This is a genomic window from Gracilibacillus pellucidus, assembly GCF_033949965.1.
In the GTDB taxonomy this organism is placed as follows: domain Bacteria; phylum Bacillota; class Bacilli; order Bacillales; family Amphibacillaceae; genus Gracilibacillus; species Gracilibacillus pellucidus.
Map to the genome: position 1 here is coordinate 166685 of NZ_JAWZSR010000004.1, position 19894 is coordinate 186578.

Here is a 19894-nt window from a genome sequence, read left to right on the forward strand (position 1 = left end):
AAGCTAACATGATGGGAGAAATGTCGAATGTTATCTTTTTTTAATCAGTTTTCATTAAGAAATAAATTACTATGCATTCTCCTAGCATTTATGATCATATTTAGTGGTTTTTCACTTTTCTTGATTCGATATATTGAGGATGTAAGTTCATTAACAAATACAATAAAAGATGAAAATATTCCAGAAATTATTTGGTTGAACCATTGGGAGAAAAAATTAGAAATTAAGGGGCAAATAGTCCGAAATCAAGTCGAACATGATTTTGAACGGGATTTTCATCAACGTTTTGAACTGGATGATCGTATTAATAATACAGAAACGTTGGAAGAAGAAATTCCTGTACCAAGTAGTCTTGAAAGCCTTGAGAAGCAAATTATGTTATTAGACTTTACTATTACGAATAAAGTGTTCGGTTTACTGCAATATAATAATATTGAGGCTGCGAAAAATGTAGTGGAAACAGAATATCTACCTGAGTTAGAATCGTTAAAACAATCTATTGAGACAAAGACTCATGAAGAAATGCAATTATTACAACAAAATACCGATACATATCCGGAAATTATTGAACAGTCATTATACTTTTTACTTATTATAACGATTTTAGGTATTATCATTTCATTAACTTCATCATTTAAGTTAAGTAAAAGTATTACCAACCCTATTGAATCAATGGTTACGAAAGTAGATAATATTGCTAATGGTGATTATGGGGAAAAGGTAACAGGAACACAACAATTAGAACTGCAAAGTCTTGTTCGGTCCATTAATCAAATGTCCGCTAGTTTGCAGCAATCATTTCACCGTATCCTGGAAGAAAAAATGAGGCATGAACAAATTTTGAATTCATTGCCTGTTGGAATCATTACGTATGATAATGATGATGAGGCTTATTTAACTAATTCATTTGCACGAGAGTTGTTAGGATTATCAAATGAACTAATTTCTGATAGTGATATTATTGCGAAAGAAACAGAATACCCAATTTTAAAATTGCTCATATCGAATGAGTCCTTTCATAATAAAAAAATTAAGGTGTCAATTCGTAATAAAGAATATGTGTTGCTCGTTTCGCAAAGTAATTTACTTGATTATGATCAAGTAAAAACAGGAAAAATTTTCTTCTTTGTCGATGTCACAGAATCAACTAATTTAGAGAATCGTATTGTTCAATCTGAAAAACTAGCATTAGTAGGCGAAATGGCAGCGAGCTCTGCGCATGAAATTAGAAACCCTCTTACAGTTGTTAATGGATTTCTAAGTTTAATGAAAGAATCCATGACGAAAGAAGAAATGGAAAAATATAATTTTCATTTAATTATGAAAGAATTAGATCGTATCTATTCAGTTGTTGAGCAAATGTTATTAATGTCCAAACATAAAAAACCAGAAAAAGAAATGATATTATTAAGAGATCTATTAGATGAATTTTTACCACTTGTACACTGCACACTAGAAGCAAAGGATATTAAGATTCAAATAGATGTTATAGATGAATATATCTTAGTGGATGTAAAGCAATTCAAACAGGTGTTGTTAAATCTTATGCGTAATAGTCGAGAAGCAATTGGTCATAATGGAGTAATTAACATTACTAGTCGTATCGAGAACGGAAACTATATCATTTATTTCCGTGATACGGGGACTGGTATTCCTGAATCGATTAAAAATGTTTTGTTTGAACCTTTTTCTACTTCTAAGGAGAACGGTACGGGCTTAGGATTGAACGTTGTTGCAAGAATTATTGAGAATCACGTGGGTAATATTACTGTAGACTCCAGTGACGAGAACGGAACGACGTTTAAAATCTCCTTACCGATTATTGGAAAAGAGAAACCGGATAATTGAAAATAATTGTAGAAATTGATACTATTTAAGAAGAGTATAAAAAATGAGAGAGGGTCGAATAAAATGGAATTTAACTTGTACATGGGAGATATCGTAGAGTCTGCGAGAAATGAAATGACGAAAGCAGGTTACGAACATTTAAGAACACCAGAGGAAGTAAATGAAGTATTACCGAAAAGTGGTACAACATTAGTGATGATAAATTCTACATGTGGTTGTGCTGGTGGGGTTGCTCGTCCAGCAGCAGCAAGTGCTATTCATTATGATAAACGACCAGATCAGTTTGTAACGGTGTTTGCTGGCCAAGATCGTGAAGCAACAGAAGTAGCTCGTCAATACTTCAAAGGTTACCAACCATCTTCCCCGTCATTTGCATTACTAAAAGATGGTGAGATTTTAAAAATGGTGGAACGTCATGAAATTGAAGGACATAGTCCAGTAGATGTAGTGAACAAGTTACAAGGAATGTTTGATGAGTATTGTGAAGAAGTTTAAACGAACCTATTGATATGGTTTCTTACGTTTCAAACCCGTTTCCTTCTAGTGAAACGGGTTTGAATTTCTTATTTTATCACGATGTTGATGGAGCGAGTGAATAGTACGTATGATATTAAATGAAATATGCCAATCCTGCTGTAAAGACCGATAGTATCATAGTAGCAATCATAATGTATATAACGACTTTCATTCGTTTTTCACGTTTAGATGCCATGTTCATTTCCCCCTTTATGCGCGATGCTAAACTTTATTTTACAACTAATTAAAAATTTGGACAAGTAAATTTATAGAAAAGAGGAATTAAAAGTGATTAATCAAGAACGCATAATCAACCAATTTATTGAACTAGTACAAATTGATTCAGAAACAGGAAGAGAAAGAAAAATTGCCGATTATTTAGTTAACCTGTTTCAGGAGTTAGGGCTTGAAGTTCACGAAGATAATACATACGAAGTAACAGGCCATGAGGCAGGTAATATTGTTGCTAAGCTTCCAGGAACGAAGAATGATGCAACAGCTATTTATTTCACGGCACATATGGATACTGTTGTTCCAGGAGAAGGTATTAAACCAGAAATTACTGATGATGTGATCCATTCAGATGGTACGACGATTTTAGGTGCAGATGATAAAGCAGGAATATCTTCTATTATTGAATTAATTCACCTTTTAAAAGACAACAATCTGGAGCATGGTGATATCTATTTTGCTATTATGAGTGGAGAGGAATCTGGGTTAGTTGGATCTGAACAATTTGATGCAGCTAAACTTCCTGTTGAGTATGGTTTTGCACTTGATAGTGATGGAGAAATTGGCACGGTGATTACTGCAGCACCTGCTCAAGCTAAATTATACGCAACCATTTATGGTAAAGCAGCACATGCTGGTGTTAGTCCAGAAAAAGGTATTTCGGCGATTAGTTTAACAGCAAAGGCTATTACTCAAATGCCATTAGGACGTATTGATGAAGAAACAACAGCTAATATTGGTAGCTTTGAAGGTAAAGGTCCGACGAATGTAGTATGTGAACAAGTATTATTAATAGCAGAAGCAAGATCATTAGTGAAAGATAAATTAGATAACCAAGTGAAAGCTATGTGTGATGCGTTAGAGCAGACTGCAGAGCAAATGGGTGGTTCCGTAGATATTGATGTGCAACAAACATATCCGAACTATAAGTTTTCTGAAAAAGATCAAGTAGTGCAAATAGCACAAAATGCAGTAAAAGCATTAGGTAAGACTCCTACACTTGCAGTTAGTGGCGGAGGTAGTGATGCGAACCATTTATCTGGAAAAGGAATTCCAACGGTAAATCTAGCAGTTGGATACGAAAATATCCATACGAAAGATGAAAAGATAAACGTTGCGAACTTATTGGAAGTGCCAGCTTTATTAGTGGAAATCGTCAAAGAATCAGCTAAATGAGTGTGAACATATGAAATCATGGTACCCGAAAAATGGCCGAGTCATTCTTCATATTGATATGAATAGCTTTTATGCCTCGGTCGAAATTGCGGATAACCCGCAATTAAAAGGGAAGCCACTTGCTATTGCAGGTAATCCAGATGAACGGAAAGGAATCATTGTGACTAGTAGTTATGAGGCTCGCAGTAAAGGTGTTAAAACAACCATGTCTTTATGGGAAGCTAAAAAATTATGCCCGGATTTGATTGTGAAACGCCCTAATTTTGATCGTTATCGCGAAGTCTCAAGCCAAATTTTTCGTATTTTTGAGGACTATACTCCATATGTAGAACCAGTATCAATTGATGAAGCATTTTTGGATATTACTGATAGTTATGATTTAGGTAATCCAGTTAATATTGCCAGTGCTATTCAACAACATGTAGCAGCTGACTTGGATTTGCCTTGTAGCATTGGGATTGCGCCGAACAAGTTTTTAGCAAAAATGGCGTCAGATATGAAAAAGCCGAACGGAATGACCATTTTAAGAAAAAGAGATGTTCAAACGATGCTTTGGCCTTTACCGATTGAAGAAATGTATGGGATCGGAAAGAAGACAGCTGAAAAATTGAAGAACTATCAGATTGAAACGATTGAAGATTTAGTGGAAGCAGATACCGTTTTTTTGAAGGGGTTATTAGGCGTAAATGGTGAGAGGCTAAAATTGCGGGCGCTGGGAGAAGATGCTAGACCCGTCGATCCTGAAAGGGCGAATAGCTTTAAAAGTATCGGTAGTTCACAAACATTTCCTGTAGATGTCTCTGATTATGAGCAATTATTATCACACTTGCGATCGTTATCTGAAAATGTTGAAAAACGGTTGAAACGAAAACAAGCAGTAGGTGATACGATTCAATTAACTATTCGTTACAGTGATCGAAAAACAATTACAAGAAGAATGAAGTTAGCGAATTATGTGGATTCACGAGCAGACATTTTATTCTTTAGTGAGCGATTGTTAGAAGATCATTGGAATCAAGAACCTATCCGATTATTAGGAATTACTGTTCAAAATGCAGTAAAGAAACAGGACATCAGTTATCAATTGGACATGTATCAATATATGAAAGAATATAAGAAAGAATATAAGAAAGAATAGAGGGCTAGGTAATCTAAAAGCCCTCTATTTTAATATAATGTAAATTCTCACTTGATGGGATATGAGTCAAAGTCTATCGCGATTTGTGTGTTAGGAAACACTTCTTTTGCTTCTAAAAGTAGTTGATCCACTTCTTCTAGTTGAAAACGTGAAGAAATATGTGTAAGAATCAACTGTTTTACATTGGCCCTTTTGGCAATAGTTGCAGCCTGTGTTGTAGTGGAGTGGAAGTAATCGTGTGCTAGTTCTGCTTGTTCTTGATTAAAAGTCGCTTCATGGACTAATAGATTAACTTGATGACAGAAGGTAATATGCTCTTCTATATAGCGTGTATCTCCAAATATAGCAATACTTTTACCTTTTTTGGCTTCGCCTATAAAGTCTTTTGACAATACAGTACGTCCATCAGGTAGCTCAACGGTATCATTTGTTTTGAATTGTTGATAAATTGGTCCAGGTGCTATTCCTTCTTCTTTAAGTTTCTCAACAAGTAATGGACCAGGGCTATCTTGTTCATCTATTCGAAAGCCAAAACTTTCAATACCATGTTCTAATTTCTTCGCTGAGACAGAAAATTGTTCGTCTTGAAAAATAATACCTTCGTCTATTTCTTCTACATTAATTGGATAAGATAGTTTAGACTGACTAACAGATAATGTTGTTTCAATAAATTGTTTGATACCTTTGGGCCCATAGATTGTAACGGGATTTTCGCCCCCTTGAAAAGACCTACTACTTAATAAGCCTGGAAGTCCAAAGATATGGTCACCGTGTAAATGAGTAATAAATATTTTATCGATCTTTCTAGGTTTAATCGACGTATGTAAGATTTGATGTTGTGTAGCCTCGCCGCAGTCAAACATCCAAAGTTCATTTCGTTCTTGTAATAAGTCAAGAATAATAGAGGTTACGTTTCGTTTTTTACTTGGTAATCCTGCTCCAGTTCCTAAAAAGTGTACTTGCATAGAATAATTCCTTTCTATTATTAACGCTAAAATTCTACTAACTGTTTCTATATTTCAACAGAACGTTTCAGTATGTCAGTGAAAATGGCATTACACCCTAAGCGAATTGTTCGTTTGGATAAAAAGCGGAAGTTAATATGGTCCCCTTTTGCGCCCAGCTGATTACTAGTCATGATGCGCTTCTTCCTACGTTTACCACTCAGCAATGCATAGTTGACCGCTTATGCCTCATCACTTTGTCTTTTTTAATGCTTTGGTGATTGAAGCTAGAAATACTGTATGATCTACCATACCATATGTACGGAACTTCTCAAAGACAATTTTCACTATATCTGTATAATCGCTCGTTTTAATTTTAAATTCTAGATTTAACTTTAATTGTTTATCTATGTTCTAAGTAAGTAGATCATCTAGTGTGGGAATAATAGTACCTTTATATTGTGGTGATTTCCAGGCTCCAGTATCTAGTTTCCTCCGTTCATTATAGATAAAATCTCGCACAAAATCTATACGGTTTGTTGTTCGTTTTATCACGGACGCTAACTTCCTGTTAAGTTTCGCTAACAATCAGTAGGAGTCAAAATCTCCCACTGATTGAAGTCTCACTTTATCATAATCAGTAAGGAAACGGACAAATTTTTTCCATATCGTTATAATTCATAAGAGTATTCTAGCAATTGATAAATATGGTATGATTGAAGAGGAGTTGATCAAATGAACAAACTGAATGGTAGACATGTGCTTATCACTGGTGCTTCAAGTGGTATTGGACGTGCCCTTGCTTTTTCGTTAGCCAAACAAGGTGCTATCCCTATATTGGTAGCTAGAACAGAAAGTAAATTGATGGAACTAAAGACGGAAATAGAGAATAGATATGCAGTACATCCGATTGTTTATGCTGTAGATATTACAGATTATCCAAAATGGCAACAAACAATAGAGCGAATCATTGATGAAGCAGGTAAGATAGATATTTTAATTAATAATGCTGGAATAGGCTATTTCGATATGTTTGAGCAAGCGAATTGGCAAACAATCGAGAACATGGTTAACTTAAACTTGAATGCAATGTTTTTGACGACGTCCAGGTTATTGCCGACTCTTCTCACACAACAACAAGCACATATTATTAATATCGGTTCACAGGCAGGCAAGATGGCAACACCTAAATCTGCTGTATACAGCGCGACAAAAGCAGGGGTAATTAGTTACTCGAATGCTTTAAGGATGGAGCTACAAGGAAGGGTATTTGTTACATCTGTCAACATAGGACCGGTAAAAACGGCATTTTTTGAGACGGCTGACCCAGAAGGTACCTACCAAAAAAGTGTGGAGCGATATATGTTAGAGCCAATGAATGTTGCAAATAAAGTGACGAAGGTTATTTTTACCAATAAAAGAGAAATAAATTTACCTTATTGGATGCATGTTGGAAGTAAAATCTATCAATCTTTCCCTCGGACAATGGAAAAATTGCTAGGGCCTGCTTTTAAAAAGAAATAACGGAGGTTATATGATGAAATTAACAATTACAGAACAAGCATTAGAGCAAATAAAAGTAGTTAATGTAGCAAATAAACGTTTACTTGCTTTAACATATGATATAGACGGATGTGGTTGTGGGGTTAATGGTATGCCTACAGTTACATTAATCGAAAATCGTGAGAAAAGTCATCAAGATGTAGAATGTGGAGAGATGGATGTTGTGGTAGATATACAACAAGCTACTTTCTTTAGCAATGAAATGACATTAGATTATAATGGTGCAACATTTCGTTTAACAAGTCCAAATGAAATGTTAAATCCATTTATACATGTAAATACTATTGCCTAGACTCCATAATTGTTAGCGGAATTTGGTATCGTATAATCCAATTTAGCTTCTTGAACTAGGTATATTTTGGACATTTTTACCGTGGTAAAACAAGGACTCGGGCTATTCCGAGTCCTTGTTTGTTTAACGGTGCTGTGCGTATAAATTTGCCTTTGTTAATTGTTTTGCCTTTTCAAATTGTTCAGGGGAAAAATGCTGATTTAGTGCTTCGGCATTTTCTTTTAGTTGCTCGATAGAACTTGCACCGGCAACTATTGATGTAACTGCCTGTTGATTTAATACATATTGGAGTGCTAAGCCAGTTAATGTTTGCCCATCATGTAATAAATCTTGTAATTGAGTTAGTGTGTTAGTGATAGTTGCAGCGTCGTAATCAAGATAGCCTTGTTCTCCTTTGTTAGTAGCAATTTGTAATCCATTCGTGCTAAGCATTCCTTTAGCTAACGATCCTCTTGTTACGACACTTATGTCATGATTGTTCAAATGCTGAAGAGCTTCTTCTTCAGGACGTCGATCTAGCAGACTATATTGCATCATTACACTTACCATATTTGATTTTTTCGCGAATTCTCGAATAACATTTGGTCGAATAGAAGAAATACCGTAATAACGGATTACCCCTTCTTGCACTAATTCGTCAAAAGCTTCAATCGTTTCATCAACGGGATCTTCTATGGTTCCGCCATGTAATTGATATAAGTCTATGTAATCTGTTTGAAGTCTTTTTAGACTAGTTTTTACTTGTTCTTTAATGTATGCTTTTCGTGGATCCCAAAACCAGCTGCCATCCTTATTCAAATGATTCCCTACTTTTGTTGCTAGAATAAGCTGATCTCGTTTATGTTTAATTGCTTGGCCCAGGATTTCTTCGTTCTGACCCTTGTCATACAAATCCGCTGTATCAAGATAATTGATTCCAAGATCTAATGCTTGATCAATAATGTTTGTTGCCTGGTCAGCATTCGTACCTAGAGACATACAACCGAGTGCAACTTGTGATACTTCCAAATTTGATTTTCCGAGTTTCGTTTTCTTCATTATATTCATCCTTTTAAAATATGATATGAAATAATTGTACAAATCATTAGAAAGAAATACAATAGAAGAGATTGATACATAACAACTTTGATTTTAGATAGAAGTACTATGACAACGTTGAATAAGAGAGGATGATGATAGTGGCTCAGTTTAAAGAGACTACGGTTCAGACAAAACCCATTTATGATGGGAAAGTAATTAGTTTACAAGTTGATGATGTAACATTACCAAATGGAAAAACTTCTAAGCGAGAAATTGTTAAGCATCCAGGTGCGGTATCTGTTATTCCAATTACAGAGAATAATAAAATCATTTTTGTGAAACAATATCGTAAACCGCTTGAAAAAACGTTGGTGGAAATTCCGGCAGGTAAATTAGAAATGGGAGAAAAACCAGAAGTTACTGCCTTAAGAGAACTAGAAGAAGAAACGGGCTATACAACGGAAAGTTTAACTTATGTGACTTCATTCTATACTTCGCCTGGATTTGCAGATGAAATCATGTATATATATAAAACAAACACATTGAAAAAAGTAGAGCAACCTAAGCCACTAGATGAAGATGAATTTGTTGAATTAATGGAATTAACATTAGAAGAAGCGGAACAATTAATCGTGGAGCAAGAAATTCATGATGCGAAAACGATTTACGCTATACTTTATTTAAAATACAAAGGTCTGAGGTAAAATGTTAAAGAACTACTTTGCTGATTTACATATTCATATAGGACGTAACATCAAGAACAAGCCAGTAAAAATAACGGCATCGAAAGATTTAACGTTAACAAAAATAATGAAAGAAGCAAGTGAACGAAAAGGAATTGACATCGTAGGGATTATTGATTGTCATGCGCCTACGGTATGCAAAGAATTAGAGAAAGCGTTAGAAGAAGGAATTGCCTATGAGCTTGATGATGGAGGTATCCAATTTAATCAAACGACGCTTATTTTAGGTAGTGAGATTGAAATATATGATAAGCACTGTAAAGGTCCAATCCATGTGTTATGTTATTTTCCGTATCTTCAGAATATGAAGGAATTTTCTAAATGGCTTACCTCACGAATGAAAAATGTAGAGTTAAGTTCTCAACGTTACTATGGAGAGGCAGTTGACCTTCAAGCGAAAACAGCTGAGCTTGAAGGACTTTTTATTCCTGCCCATGTCTTTACACCTTTTAAAAGTCTGTACGGTAAAGGGGTATCGCGCTCATTAACAGAAGTGTTAAATAGGAATTTAATTGATGCAGTTGAACTTGGTTTAAGCTCGGATACAGAAATGGCCGACCAAATTGATGAGTTACGTTCATTTACCTATTTAACCAATTCTGATGCCCATTCATTAGCGAAAATAGCAAGAGAGTATCAACAAGTACTGTTGCAATCTCCGAGTTTTCTGGAATTAAAGAAGGCTTTAAAAAATGAGCAAGGTCGAAAGATTGTTGCTAATTATGGGATGAATCCGAAATTAGGCAAGTATTACAGAACCGTTTGTGCTAGCTGTTTGTCACCGTATAGTGGTGAACAATGTGATCAATGTGGTTCTGTAAAATTTATTAAAGGTGTTTCTGAGCGGATTGGTGAATTAGCTAGTGAATCAAATAGAAAGCTCGATAGACCTGCATATACTTATCAAGTACCACTAGAATTTTTACCAAAGTTAGGTCCTAAGACATTAGATAAGCTGTTAGATCATTTTGGCACGGAGATGAATGTGATTCATCGGGTACCTTTAGACGAATTAGAAAAGGTAGTAGGTGCAAAACTGGCTAATATGATTATACAAATGAGAGAAGGATCTTTGTTGTTGAACGAAGGTGGCGGTGGTCGTTACGGTACAATCAAAGATTGATGATTTGATCTCTAGTTATGTTCTATTTCTATCAATTCTTTCATAGATTGAAGGGAGAACATAATTGGAGGATGTGAATGAATTGAAATTATCTAATCGAAAACCGCTCTTTAGCCATTTTTCCAAATACCATACGATTTATATATTCACAGTTATTCTATTCATCACTGGTATTATATTTGGAGCAGTCATTGTAAATAGTATGACATTCGTACAAAAGCAAGACTTATTCTTTTATTTAGACCGATTTTTTTCTGGCTACCTTCAAGAGGACAATATTTCTAAACAAGCACTATTTACTAATGCTATTTTCTATCATATTCAATTTTTGGCGTTATTGTTTTTCTTAGGGTTAGCCGTCATAGGGCTTCCTATTATATGGGTATTGTTGTTTGTAAAAGGGGTAGCTATTGGATTTACAGTAGGCTTTTTCGTTAATCAATTAGGTTTTAATGGATTACTTTTCTCATTTACGTCAATAGCACCGCAAAATTTGATTATCATTCCTATTTACATTATTGCGAGTAGCATGGCAATGGTATTCTCATTAACACTTTTACAGAGTATTTTTTCTAAACGTTATAAACAACCTATCCTTCAAATTTTTTATCGCTACACATTAGTGTTCATTTGCTTAATGGCAGTGATGAGCCTTGCGGCTGTATTAGAATCAGTCGTGTCATTTGAAACGATGAAAATTCTTTCGAGAAATATAATTAATTAATAATTATTATAAAATGATAGTTCATTTGAAACCTTTTTTAGAATAATTTTAATTGACACCTTACATACTACTATTTATAATAAAACTATGTAAGGAGGTCTTCATTATTATGGAACACCGTTTAGACCGTATTAAGAAGGAATTGCATACGCAACGTTATAAATTAACACCACAACGTGAAGCGACTGTTCGGGTGCTATTAGAAAGGGAAGAAGATCATCTAAGTGCGGAAGATGTATACTTATTAGTAAGAGATAAAGCACCTGAAATTGGATTAGCAACTGTTTATAGAACATTAGAATTATTAACTGAATTAGAGATTGTCGATAAGATAAATTTTGGTGATGGTGTATCACGCTATGATCTTAGAAAAGAAGGAGCGAAGCATTTCCATCATCATTTAGTTTGTACAGAATGTGGTTCGGTTGAAGAAATTGAGGACGATTTGCTGGAAGAAGTAGAAAATTTTGTTCAAAGTGATTGGGGATTTATTGTTAAAGACCATCGTTTAACATTTCATGGTATATGTAAAAAATGTCAGGATCGCATTTGCTCTAACTGTGAAGCAAAAAGATTAGTGGCAAGATAGGTATATTTTTCATTATTATCGGTATAAATGCTAATAGAGTTTAATCTATTCTATTTAGGAGAATGCCGAATGATATCTATGCTAAAAGTTACTTTTGAAATGATGAAAATCTTTATTATTTTTGTTCTCTGTACGATGCTGTTTTACTATGTGATTAAAGCATTACATCAAGAGTATGAGAAGTTGGATCGGTATGACTATCCACAAGGTAAAGCTGTCAAAGTATTTCAGCAAGAAGAGCCAGATACTTGGCAACGTTTAAGTATTTTTTTTCGATTGGGAGAATGAACAATGGATGAATTGCAGTATCCTATAGAAGAATTTTTTCACTTTATACAAATTGAACGAGGGTTATCTGATAACACATTACAAGCCTACAAAAGAGATCTGTTGAAATATCATCAATTTCTTCAAGATAAAAGGCAGATTTCGAAATGGGATCAAGTAGGACGTCAGGATATTATGCAATTTTTGTATCAATTGAATGACACAGGGAAATCTTCAGCTACAATCGCTAGAATGTTATCAACGTTGCGATTATTTCACCAGTTCTTAATAAGAGAATATGGGCTGAAAGAAGACCCTAGTTTACATATTGAGACGCCAAAGGCAAAACGCAAATTACCGAAAGTATTATCTACATCAGATATTGATAAACTGTTAGATATTCCTGCAGCGGATAAATATGCAATTAGAAACAAAGCGATGCTAGAGACGATGTATGCAACTGGCTTACGTGTTTCAGAGTTGATTCGTTTACATACAAATGATCTGCATCTTGCGATGGGATTTGTACGTTGCTTTGGGAAAGGTTCAAAAGAACGAATTGTACCTTTAGGTGATGTAGCAAAAGATGCATTACAAGTATATATTCAATCAGCTAGAAATGAACTTGTGAAAAATAAACAGACAGATACAGTATTTGTCAACCATCATGGTAATCCACTATCAAGACAAGGTTTTTGGAAGATTATAAAAGAAATCGCAAAAACAGCAGGGATAGAAAAAGAACTATCACCACATACTTTGCGCCATTCTTTTGCGACACATCTACTAGAAAATGGTGCTGACTTACGAGCTGTACAAGAAATGCTAGGTCATGCAGATATATCTACTACACAAATTTATACGCATGTTTCTAAAACAAGATTAAAAGATATTTATAAAACAAGTCATCCGCGAGCATAAAAACCTGAACAAAAGCTTCGAGCTTTTGTTCAGGTTTTTTTATCCCTCTAATACTATCCCTCCAATATCGTATGAACAAAATTCATTTTCGTTGTCAAAAAGCGAGAGTCTCTTGAGCTAGACTTTTCTTTCATTCTATTGATAATGGGTGCTGGCATAAAGCTCCGACAAAACACTACGCTTTCCGCGGGTACGGCTTCAGCTAACTTTGTGAAGAAAACCACTTCACAAAGTGGATCTTCAGCTCGTACTTTCCCGCAGGAGTCTTCGTGTTTTGTCTCCGCTATATGAAGCGTTCTAATGTTTGCAAGTGGAAATACGATGATTCATTTCCCGAAGAGACGTACTCAATCAAAGGACATGAAATGTAAGTATTCCTCTCTTATCTAATAGAGAATATAAGCAAAGCGAAGGCAGAATACGGGGACTCCTATGGAAACAGCGCGAGCTGAAAATCCACTTTTCAACCGCTCTTGTTGAAAAGTTAGTTGAAACCGTGCCCATGGAAAGCGGAGTATTCTGACGTAGCGATAAGATATCCACTATCCATCAATCAGAATGAGTGAGCGCATTTCGTTGAGTAACTAACATGAGTCACCATCGACTCTCGCTTTTTGACTTCGTAAGTGTTGTCTCTTTTTTTATGTGGTTTGTTATATAATTAGTTGATTTTGGCAAAAATAGAGATGTTATTAATCGGAGGTGAATGTATTGAAAAAAATAGGTTTGACTGTATTAGTGATCATCAGTGTCGTGTTAGGTAGTCCAAGTACTCTACTTGCTCATCATGAGTCCAATCATGACGTAGTAGAAGCTAGTGAAAGTGAGTCACTAGATCTAGCACCAAATTCGGCATCAGCTATTCTTATCGAACGTGATACAGGTAATATTTTATATGATAAAAATTCAACGGAAAAATTACCCCCTGCAAGTATGACAAAGATTATGACATTACTATTGATAATGGAAGCTTTAGAGAAGAATGAATTAACACTCGAAGAAGAAGTGAGAATAAGCGAAAACGCAGCGTCTATGGGTGGCTCACAAATATTTTTAGAAGCTGGAGAAGAAATGTCTGTAAATGATCTTCTAAAGGGTGTAGCAATTGCTTCTGCAAATGATGCGAGTGTGGCATTAGCGGAGAGAATTGCAGGTAGTGAGCAAGTATTTGTTGAAATGATGAATGATAAATTAGAGGAACTAGGCCTAACATCTACTAAGTTCCAAAATGCTACTGGTCTACCTGCAGACGATCATTATAGTACGGCACATGATATGGCAGTAATGGCTAAGGCTTTATTAAAGTATGATGATATAACAAACTATACAAGCGTTTATGAGGATTATTTGCGAAAAGGTAGTGAAAACGAGTTTTGGCTAGTAAATACAAATAAGCTTGTTCGCTTCTATGATGGAGTGGATGGATTAAAAACAGGTTACACAAAAGAAGCGAAATACTGTTTGACTGCAACTGCAGAAAAAAATGGGATGAGAACGATTGCGGTTGTAATGGGTGCTGAAAATACAAAAAAACGAAATAGCGATGTGAGCGGGCTGTTAGATTATGCATATGCCAAGTTTGAGACGAAACCGTTATTTGATAAAAATCAGACGATAACAACATTTGAATGGTTAAAAGCAGATAAACAAAAGGTAGATGTAGTGACAAGTGATTCTGTATCTGTACTTTATTCAAAAGGGACAGACTCTAGTCAATTTGATACAAAAATAACGATTAATAAAGATGTAACACTTCCTTTAGAGAAAGGTACAATGGTAGGAAAACTTCAAGTAGTGGATGGAGAAGAAGTTGTAAGTGAAACCGATTTGATCGTACTAGACGATATTGAGCATGCTAATATTATGCAACTTTTTAAGAGAACGTTTCAATCTTTCTTTTAAAGGCGGAGTCGAAAAGAAGTTTTTTTTACCGATTTTTTTCTAGTTTTGTCATTGCGCAGGATTTTCATTTTTCAAAATAGAAAACGTAGTATAGAAACTAACTGGGAGGGATCGATATGCAATTACAAACACAATTTACTGTTATTCAAGATGTTCTTATCGTTCGATTGGATGGAGAATTAGACCATCATTCAGCCGCTCGACTTAAAATAGAATGGCAGGAACAATTGCGGCATCAAGGAGTGAAGCATGTTATCTTAAATCTTGATTCACTACAATTTATGGATAGTTCTGGTCTTGGGGTTGTGCTAGGTAGATATAAAGAAGTGAAACAATTAGGGGGAGAAATGATTGTTTGTTCAGTAAACCCTGCGGTTAAACGATTGTTTAATATGTCCGGTTTGTTTAAAATCGTGCGCTTAGAGATGAATGAAGATTATGCGCTTTCTAGTTTGGGGGTAGCATCATGAATAATCATGTAGAATTAACATTTAAGAGTGTAAGTGAAAATGAAGCATTTGCGAGAGTAGCTGTTGCAGCTTTTGTAGCACAGATAGATCCTAATATGGATGAGTTAACGGAAATTAAAACGGTTGTTTCTGAAGCTGTAACAAATGCGATTATTCATGGTTATGAGGAAGATTCTAATCAAGATGTATATATATCATGTACATTAACGGATAACTCCTTATCTGTTTTGATTGAAGATAAAGGCATGGGCATTGATAATATTGACTTAGCTAAAGAACCACTTTATACATCAAAGCCAGAACTTGAACGATCGGGTATGGGGTTTACAATTATGGAAAATTTCATGGATAAAGTAGAAATTATTTCTTATCCAGGTGAAGGTACAAAAGTAAAGATGACAAAAGATCTTCAAACTAGTCAAACGATGTGTAAATAGGTGATGGCTATGAACACTAAAATATCTAATGCATCACCTTTAGATGATAAAGATGTAAAACGATATATTCGCTTAAGTCAAGAAGGAGATGAAGAAGCAAGATCACTTTTAGTAGAAAAAAATGTTCGCCTGGTTTGGTCCGTTGTCCAAAGATTTCTAAATCGAGGCTATGATCAGGATGACTTGTTTCAAATAGGATGTATCGGATTATTAAAATCAATTGATAAGTTTGATTTAGAGTATGATGTAAAGTTTTCAACTTATGCTGTCCCCATGATTATTGGCGAGATTCAACGTTTTATTAGGGACGATGGTACAGTTAAGGTTAGTAGATCATTAAAGGAAATTGGAAATAAAATAAGGCGAGTAAGTGATGAGTTAACGAAAGAACTTGCTAGAGCGCCAACTGTGCAAGAGATTGCAGAAAAACTCGATTTGACACCAGAAGATATCATCCATGCCCAAGAAGCGACGAAAAAGCCACAATCCATTCATGAAACGGTATATGAAAATGATGGCGACCCGATTACATTACTTGATCAAATTGCAGATAAAGGTGACAATTGGTTTGATAGATTAACAATGGAACAGGTCATAAAGGAGCTTGATGAACGTGAGCGGCTGATTGTCTACTTACGATATTACAAAGATAAAACCCAAACAGAGGTAGCCAACAGATTAGGTATATCCCAAGTTCAAGTATCACGAATAGAAAAGAAAATACTTGCGCAAATAAAAGATGAAATTACTAATTAAGCTTTTTAACAAGATGAAAGTTGACGATGAAAAATTCCGAATGTTTGCTGGAGGTGCGATCCTGCAGTTTTAATATTCGGTTTTTTCTATGCGATAAATTCTCTCGTTTCACTTATTAAGGAGGGAAGAGCCGTTAATTGTCTGATGAGTTTCCCGGTTGCCTCTGTACTAATAAACGTATATAATCTAATTATGTAATCGTTAACAAAAATCTACGAGTTAAACATTAGGAGGCACAAAAGGTGAGTAAAACGAGAAAATTTACGATTATTGCTTTACTCTGTAATTTTTTGTTGTTTATAGTAGCTATCATAATGTTAGTCTATCTTATATTGCTGGGCAACCAAGTAATGGATAAAACGCTACTTTTTCTTGCGTTTGGTATATTGGCACTTGGTTTTGGTTCTAGAGCCATATTTTATACGATAAAAATTTGCAAAAAAAGTCATAGTGAGACTAATGCTGTATCGTAAAGTACATAATCGTCTGTTATAGAGAAATAATACAAAGAAGCAAGTACCACGAAAAGGTGCTCGCTTCTTTTTGTATTTGTATGAATGAATATGACATCTTTACTTATACTAAGAACACTATTTTCCTCACGAGTAATAATAAAGGAATGATGTAATATGCGGGAAGACAAGGTGTACATTCGGCTTAAAAAAAAGATTGCGGTAGCAAACGACTACCTTATCACGATTAAAGATATAGCGTACGTTACTGGCAATATCAACTACCTAGAACAAATTGAGGCATTAAAAATATACCAAATTACCGAAGAGGACAACAATGTATCAGTCATTGATGGTTTTCAGCTACTGAACAAATTAATAGACGCCTATCCGTTTTTAACGGTTGAATTACTTGGTGCCAATCAAGTGATTGTTGAAGTGAAAAAAAACGAAAAAAAAGCGAATATTGTCCTGATCTCACTGATCTGGCTGTTACTTTGTATCGGTTCGGCAATGGCGATAATGAATTTTCATTATGACGTAAGTATGAAGGAAGTACATCAAGGTCTGTACTATTTATTAACTGGAACTGAGGTAGATAAACCATTATGGATACAAATTCCCTACTCAATTGGTTTAGGGTTAGGGATGATTTTGTTCTTTAATCATATTTTCAAGAAGAGATTTAATGAAGAACCTAGTCCGTTAGAAGTGGAAATGTTTAATTATCAGCAGGACCTTGATCAGTACTTAATTTATCACGAAAATGTGTTGAATAAGCGCAATGATTGATGACATTGTTTATATAACGATACAACTATTACTTGGATTTGGATCAGGATTGATGGTTGGGGCTGGCTTTGTTGCATTCTTAACGGTGTTAGGTATAATTCCTCGTTTAGTTCAGTTAAGTAAATCAATTGACCGGATGAATCAATATCAAGCAAGTGTTATTGTGGGAGCTTTATTAGGAACTTATTTCACCTTTACAGATTGGACTCTGCAAATTCCTAACATATTGCTAGGCTTCTGGGGATTATTACATGGAATATTTATCGGTATGTTAGCTGCAGCCTTAACAGAAGTATTGAATGTTTTTCCAATATTAATGAAACGATTAGGTATCGATAAAGAAATACTATGGTTATTAATGGCAATTGTTATTGGTAAAATAGTTGGCTCACTATTTCATTGGATTATCTTTGCTTAAAGTCATGGCAATTACAGATATTTAAATTAAGAAGGAGTTCATTATGGCTAAAAAAAAGCAAAAAAAGACACCTGTTAATCGGGTAATTATGAAAAATGAAGAATATATGAAAACGAAGCTAGGCCTAGATGTCTCTTTTGATGTAGGTTTTCGTGAGTTCACCATTTTTAATAAAAAAATGCAATTATACTATGTGACAGGCTTAGTGGATACAGAATTTATCGTAGAAATCATGAAAAAATTAATATCGATTAATGATGAAGAAGAAGCAGATGAACACATTTATGAGGTTATTAATAATCGTATTGTGCATCAACAGGTAGAAACTGCTAAGACGATGGATGAAGCTGTTGACCAAATGTTATCAGGTCTACTCGTTATGTTTGTTGATGGTAAAGAAGAGTGCTTTATCATAGATGTACGCAGTTATCCTGGGAGGTCTCCTGAAGAACCAGATACTGAGAAGGTTATTCGTGGTTCAAGGGATGGTTTTACAGAAAACATTATTGAAAATACTGCTTTAACACGAAGAAGAATTAGAGATGAAAGATTACGTCATGAAATGTTGCAAGTTGGAGAGCGCTCTAAGACAGATGTTTGTATTTCCTATTTGCAAGATGTAGCAGATAAAGACTTGGTTGATTTGATAAAAAGAGAGCTCGATCAAATCGAGGTAGATGGTCTATCTATGGCAGATAAAACGATTGAGGAGTATATCGTTCATCAAGGATTTAATCCATATCCTCTTGTCCGATACACGGAACGACCAGATGTAGCAGCAGCACACTTGTTTGAAGGTCATGTCATTATTATGGTTGATACCTCTCCTAGTATGATTATTATGCCAACTACTTACTTTCATCATGTTCAGCATGCTGAGGAATATCGAGAATCACCGGCAGTTGGAACATTCGTTAGATGGGTCAGGTTTGTCGGAATTATAGCGTCTCTGTTTTTGTTACCATTATGGTTGCTTTTTGTTATTGAGCCAGCCCTTTTACCAGATAAGTTACAATTTATTGGTCCTAATGAAACGGGGAATGTGCCAATCATTGTACAGATATTAATTGCAGATATTGGGATTGAATTTTTAAGAATGGCAGCCATTCATACGCCAACGCCACTTTCGACCGCAATGGGTTTAATTGCAGCAGTATTGATCGGTGATATTGCGATTGATGTTGGACTCTTTAGTTCAGAAGTTATCCTTTATGTCGCGATAAGTGCAGTTGGAACATTCGCTACGCCAAGTTATGAGTTGAGTGTAGCAAATAAAATGGCAAGAATTGTATTACTCTTGCTTACGTTTTTCTTTCAGGTACATGGTTATGTAATAGGTGTGACCATTTTACTATTATTTCTTGCGGCAACAAAGTCGATGCAAACACCTTATTTATGGCCATTACTACCATTCAATGATAAGGCATTATGGCAAGTGTTATTCCGTTTGTCGATGCCATTATCTAAGACAAGACCAAGTATTGTACAACCTCGAAATACACAAAAGCAAGAATAACAAATTTTTATCACTTGAACTAGTACATTGCCTGTGATAAATTTACTTTATACTTT

23 protein-coding genes and 1 pseudogene are annotated in these 19894 nt (G+C 35.0%); 20 read left to right on the forward strand and 4 right to left on the reverse strand.

Annotation, left to right across the window (positions count from 1 at the left end):
- The first annotated feature begins 27 nt into the window (after nt 1–27).
- Together SH601_RS08630 and SH601_RS08635 are read left to right on the forward strand one after the other, a co-directional pair.
- Nucleotides 28–1848, forward strand: a complete 1821-nt coding sequence (locus SH601_RS08630; protein WP_319957887.1) for a sensor histidine kinase — start codon at nt 28–30, stop codon at nt 1846–1848.
- Nucleotides 1849–1911: 63 nt separating this feature from the next.
- Nucleotides 1912–2343, forward strand: a complete 432-nt coding sequence (locus SH601_RS08635; RefSeq protein WP_319957889.1) for a BrxA/BrxB family bacilliredoxin — start codon at nt 1912–1914, stop codon at nt 2341–2343.
- Between the two features lie 115 nt (nt 2344–2458).
- Here the strand turns inward: SH601_RS08635 and prli42 are convergent, their stop codons facing one another.
- Entirely contained in the window at nt 2459–2560 is a 102-nt protein-coding gene (gene prli42, locus SH601_RS08640) for a stressosome-associated protein Prli42 (RefSeq protein WP_319957890.1), read from the reverse strand.
- A gap of 92 nt (nt 2561–2652) precedes the next feature.
- Here prli42 and SH601_RS08645 point away from each other — a divergent pair, with 92 nt between their 5' ends.
- The gene (locus tag SH601_RS08645; RefSeq protein ID WP_319957891.1) at nt 2653–3771 is read left to right on the forward strand and encodes a M20/M25/M40 family metallo-hydrolase; all 1119 of its coding nucleotides are present in this window, start codon (nt 2653–2655) and stop codon (nt 3769–3771) included.
- Between the two features lie 10 nt (nt 3772–3781).
- Nucleotides 3782–4903, forward strand: a pseudogene (locus SH601_RS08650) (DNA polymerase IV); the annotation flags it as partial.
- A gap of 53 nt (nt 4904–4956) precedes the next feature.
- Here SH601_RS08650 and rnz read toward each other — a convergent pair.
- Nucleotides 4957–5874, reverse strand: coding sequence for a ribonuclease Z (rnz, locus tag SH601_RS08655; protein ID WP_319957892.1), 918 nt, complete (start codon nt 5872–5874; stop codon nt 4957–4959).
- Nucleotides 5875–5921: 47 nt separating this feature from the next.
- On the reverse strand, nt 5922–6047 hold the full coding sequence (locus SH601_RS08660; protein WP_319957893.1) for a hypothetical protein: 126 nt from the start codon (nt 6045–6047) through the stop codon (nt 5922–5924).
- A gap of 541 nt (nt 6048–6588) precedes the next feature.
- Here SH601_RS08660 and SH601_RS08665 point away from each other — a divergent pair.
- Nucleotides 6589–7377: an SDR family NAD(P)-dependent oxidoreductase gene (locus tag SH601_RS08665; RefSeq protein WP_319957894.1), complete on the forward strand. Its 789-nt coding sequence runs from the start codon at nt 6589–6591 to the stop codon at nt 7375–7377.
- 13 nt (nt 7378–7390) lie between these two features.
- Nucleotides 7391–7708, forward strand: a complete 318-nt coding sequence (locus tag SH601_RS08670) for an iron-sulfur cluster biosynthesis family protein (protein ID WP_319957895.1) — start codon at nt 7391–7393, stop codon at nt 7706–7708.
- A gap of 123 nt (nt 7709–7831) precedes the next feature.
- Here the strand turns inward: SH601_RS08670 and SH601_RS08675 are convergent, their stop codons facing one another.
- Nucleotides 7832–8746 carry an aldo/keto reductase gene (locus SH601_RS08675; protein WP_319957896.1) on the reverse strand — a complete coding sequence of 305 codons (915 nt, stop codon included), beginning with the start codon at nt 8744–8746 and terminating at the stop codon, nt 7832–7834.
- A gap of 140 nt (nt 8747–8886) precedes the next feature.
- Here SH601_RS08675 and SH601_RS08680 point away from each other — a divergent pair, with 140 nt between their 5' ends.
- The 14 genes from SH601_RS08680 (at nt 8887) to SH601_RS08745 (ending at nt 19838) form a co-directional block, all read left to right on the forward strand.
- Nucleotides 8887–9432 carry an NUDIX hydrolase gene (locus SH601_RS08680; RefSeq protein ID WP_319957897.1) on the forward strand — a complete coding sequence of 182 codons (546 nt, stop codon included), beginning with the start codon at nt 8887–8889 and terminating at the stop codon, nt 9430–9432.
- Nucleotide 9433: 1 nt separating this feature from the next.
- Nucleotides 9434–10594: an endonuclease Q family protein gene (locus SH601_RS08685; RefSeq protein ID WP_319957898.1), complete on the forward strand. Its 1161-nt coding sequence runs from the start codon at nt 9434–9436 to the stop codon at nt 10592–10594.
- 73 nt (nt 10595–10667) lie between these two features.
- Complete coding sequence (gene spoIIM / locus SH601_RS08690) at nt 10668–11318, forward strand: stage II sporulation protein M (protein ID WP_319958129.1); 651 nt, start codon at nt 10668–10670, stop codon at nt 11316–11318.
- A 109-nt stretch (nt 11319–11427) separates the two neighbouring features.
- Nucleotides 11428–11907, forward strand: a complete 480-nt coding sequence (fur, locus tag SH601_RS08695) for a ferric iron uptake transcriptional regulator (RefSeq protein WP_319957899.1) — start codon at nt 11428–11430, stop codon at nt 11905–11907.
- A gap of 69 nt (nt 11908–11976) precedes the next feature.
- A complete protein-coding gene (locus SH601_RS08700) occupies nt 11977–12195 on the forward strand; it encodes a DUF4227 family protein (protein WP_319957900.1) in 219 nt (72 codons plus the stop codon).
- A 3-nt stretch (nt 12196–12198) separates the two neighbouring features.
- Nucleotides 12199–13095, forward strand: a complete 897-nt coding sequence (gene xerD, locus SH601_RS08705) for a site-specific tyrosine recombinase XerD (protein WP_319957901.1) — start codon at nt 12199–12201, stop codon at nt 13093–13095.
- 711 nt (nt 13096–13806) lie between these two features.
- Nucleotides 13807–14997: a D-alanyl-D-alanine carboxypeptidase family protein gene (locus SH601_RS08710; RefSeq protein ID WP_319957902.1), complete on the forward strand. Its 1191-nt coding sequence runs from the start codon at nt 13807–13809 to the stop codon at nt 14995–14997.
- A 116-nt stretch (nt 14998–15113) separates the two neighbouring features.
- Nucleotides 15114–15467, forward strand: a complete 354-nt coding sequence (gene spoIIAA / locus SH601_RS08715; protein WP_319957903.1) for an anti-sigma F factor antagonist — start codon at nt 15114–15116, stop codon at nt 15465–15467.
- Nucleotides 15464–15904, forward strand: a complete 441-nt coding sequence (gene spoIIAB / locus SH601_RS08720; RefSeq protein WP_319957904.1) for an anti-sigma F factor — start codon at nt 15464–15466, stop codon at nt 15902–15904. The genes spoIIAA and spoIIAB overlap by 4 nt, the downstream gene beginning before the upstream one ends.
- Nucleotides 15905–15913: 9 nt before the next feature.
- Nucleotides 15914–16660, forward strand: a complete 747-nt coding sequence (gene sigF / locus SH601_RS08725; RefSeq protein WP_319957905.1) for an RNA polymerase sporulation sigma factor SigF — start codon at nt 15914–15916, stop codon at nt 16658–16660.
- A 242-nt stretch (nt 16661–16902) separates the two neighbouring features.
- Nucleotides 16903–17133 carry a hypothetical protein gene (locus tag SH601_RS08730; RefSeq protein WP_319957906.1) on the forward strand — a complete coding sequence of 77 codons (231 nt, stop codon included), beginning with the start codon at nt 16903–16905 and terminating at the stop codon, nt 17131–17133.
- Between the two features lie 156 nt (nt 17134–17289).
- On the forward strand, nt 17290–17904 hold the full coding sequence (locus tag SH601_RS08735) for a stage V sporulation protein AA (protein ID WP_319957907.1): 615 nt from the start codon (nt 17290–17292) through the stop codon (nt 17902–17904).
- Nucleotides 17897–18322 (forward strand): stage V sporulation protein AB, encoded by a 426-nt coding sequence (locus tag SH601_RS08740; protein ID WP_319957908.1) that lies wholly within the window; start codon nt 17897–17899, stop codon nt 18320–18322. The genes SH601_RS08735 and SH601_RS08740 overlap by 8 nt, the downstream gene beginning before the upstream one ends.
- Nucleotides 18323–18365: 43 nt before the next feature.
- On the forward strand, nt 18366–19838 hold the full coding sequence (locus tag SH601_RS08745) for a spore germination protein (protein ID WP_319957909.1): 1473 nt from the start codon (nt 18366–18368) through the stop codon (nt 19836–19838).
- Nucleotides 19839–19894: the final 56 nt, after the last annotated feature.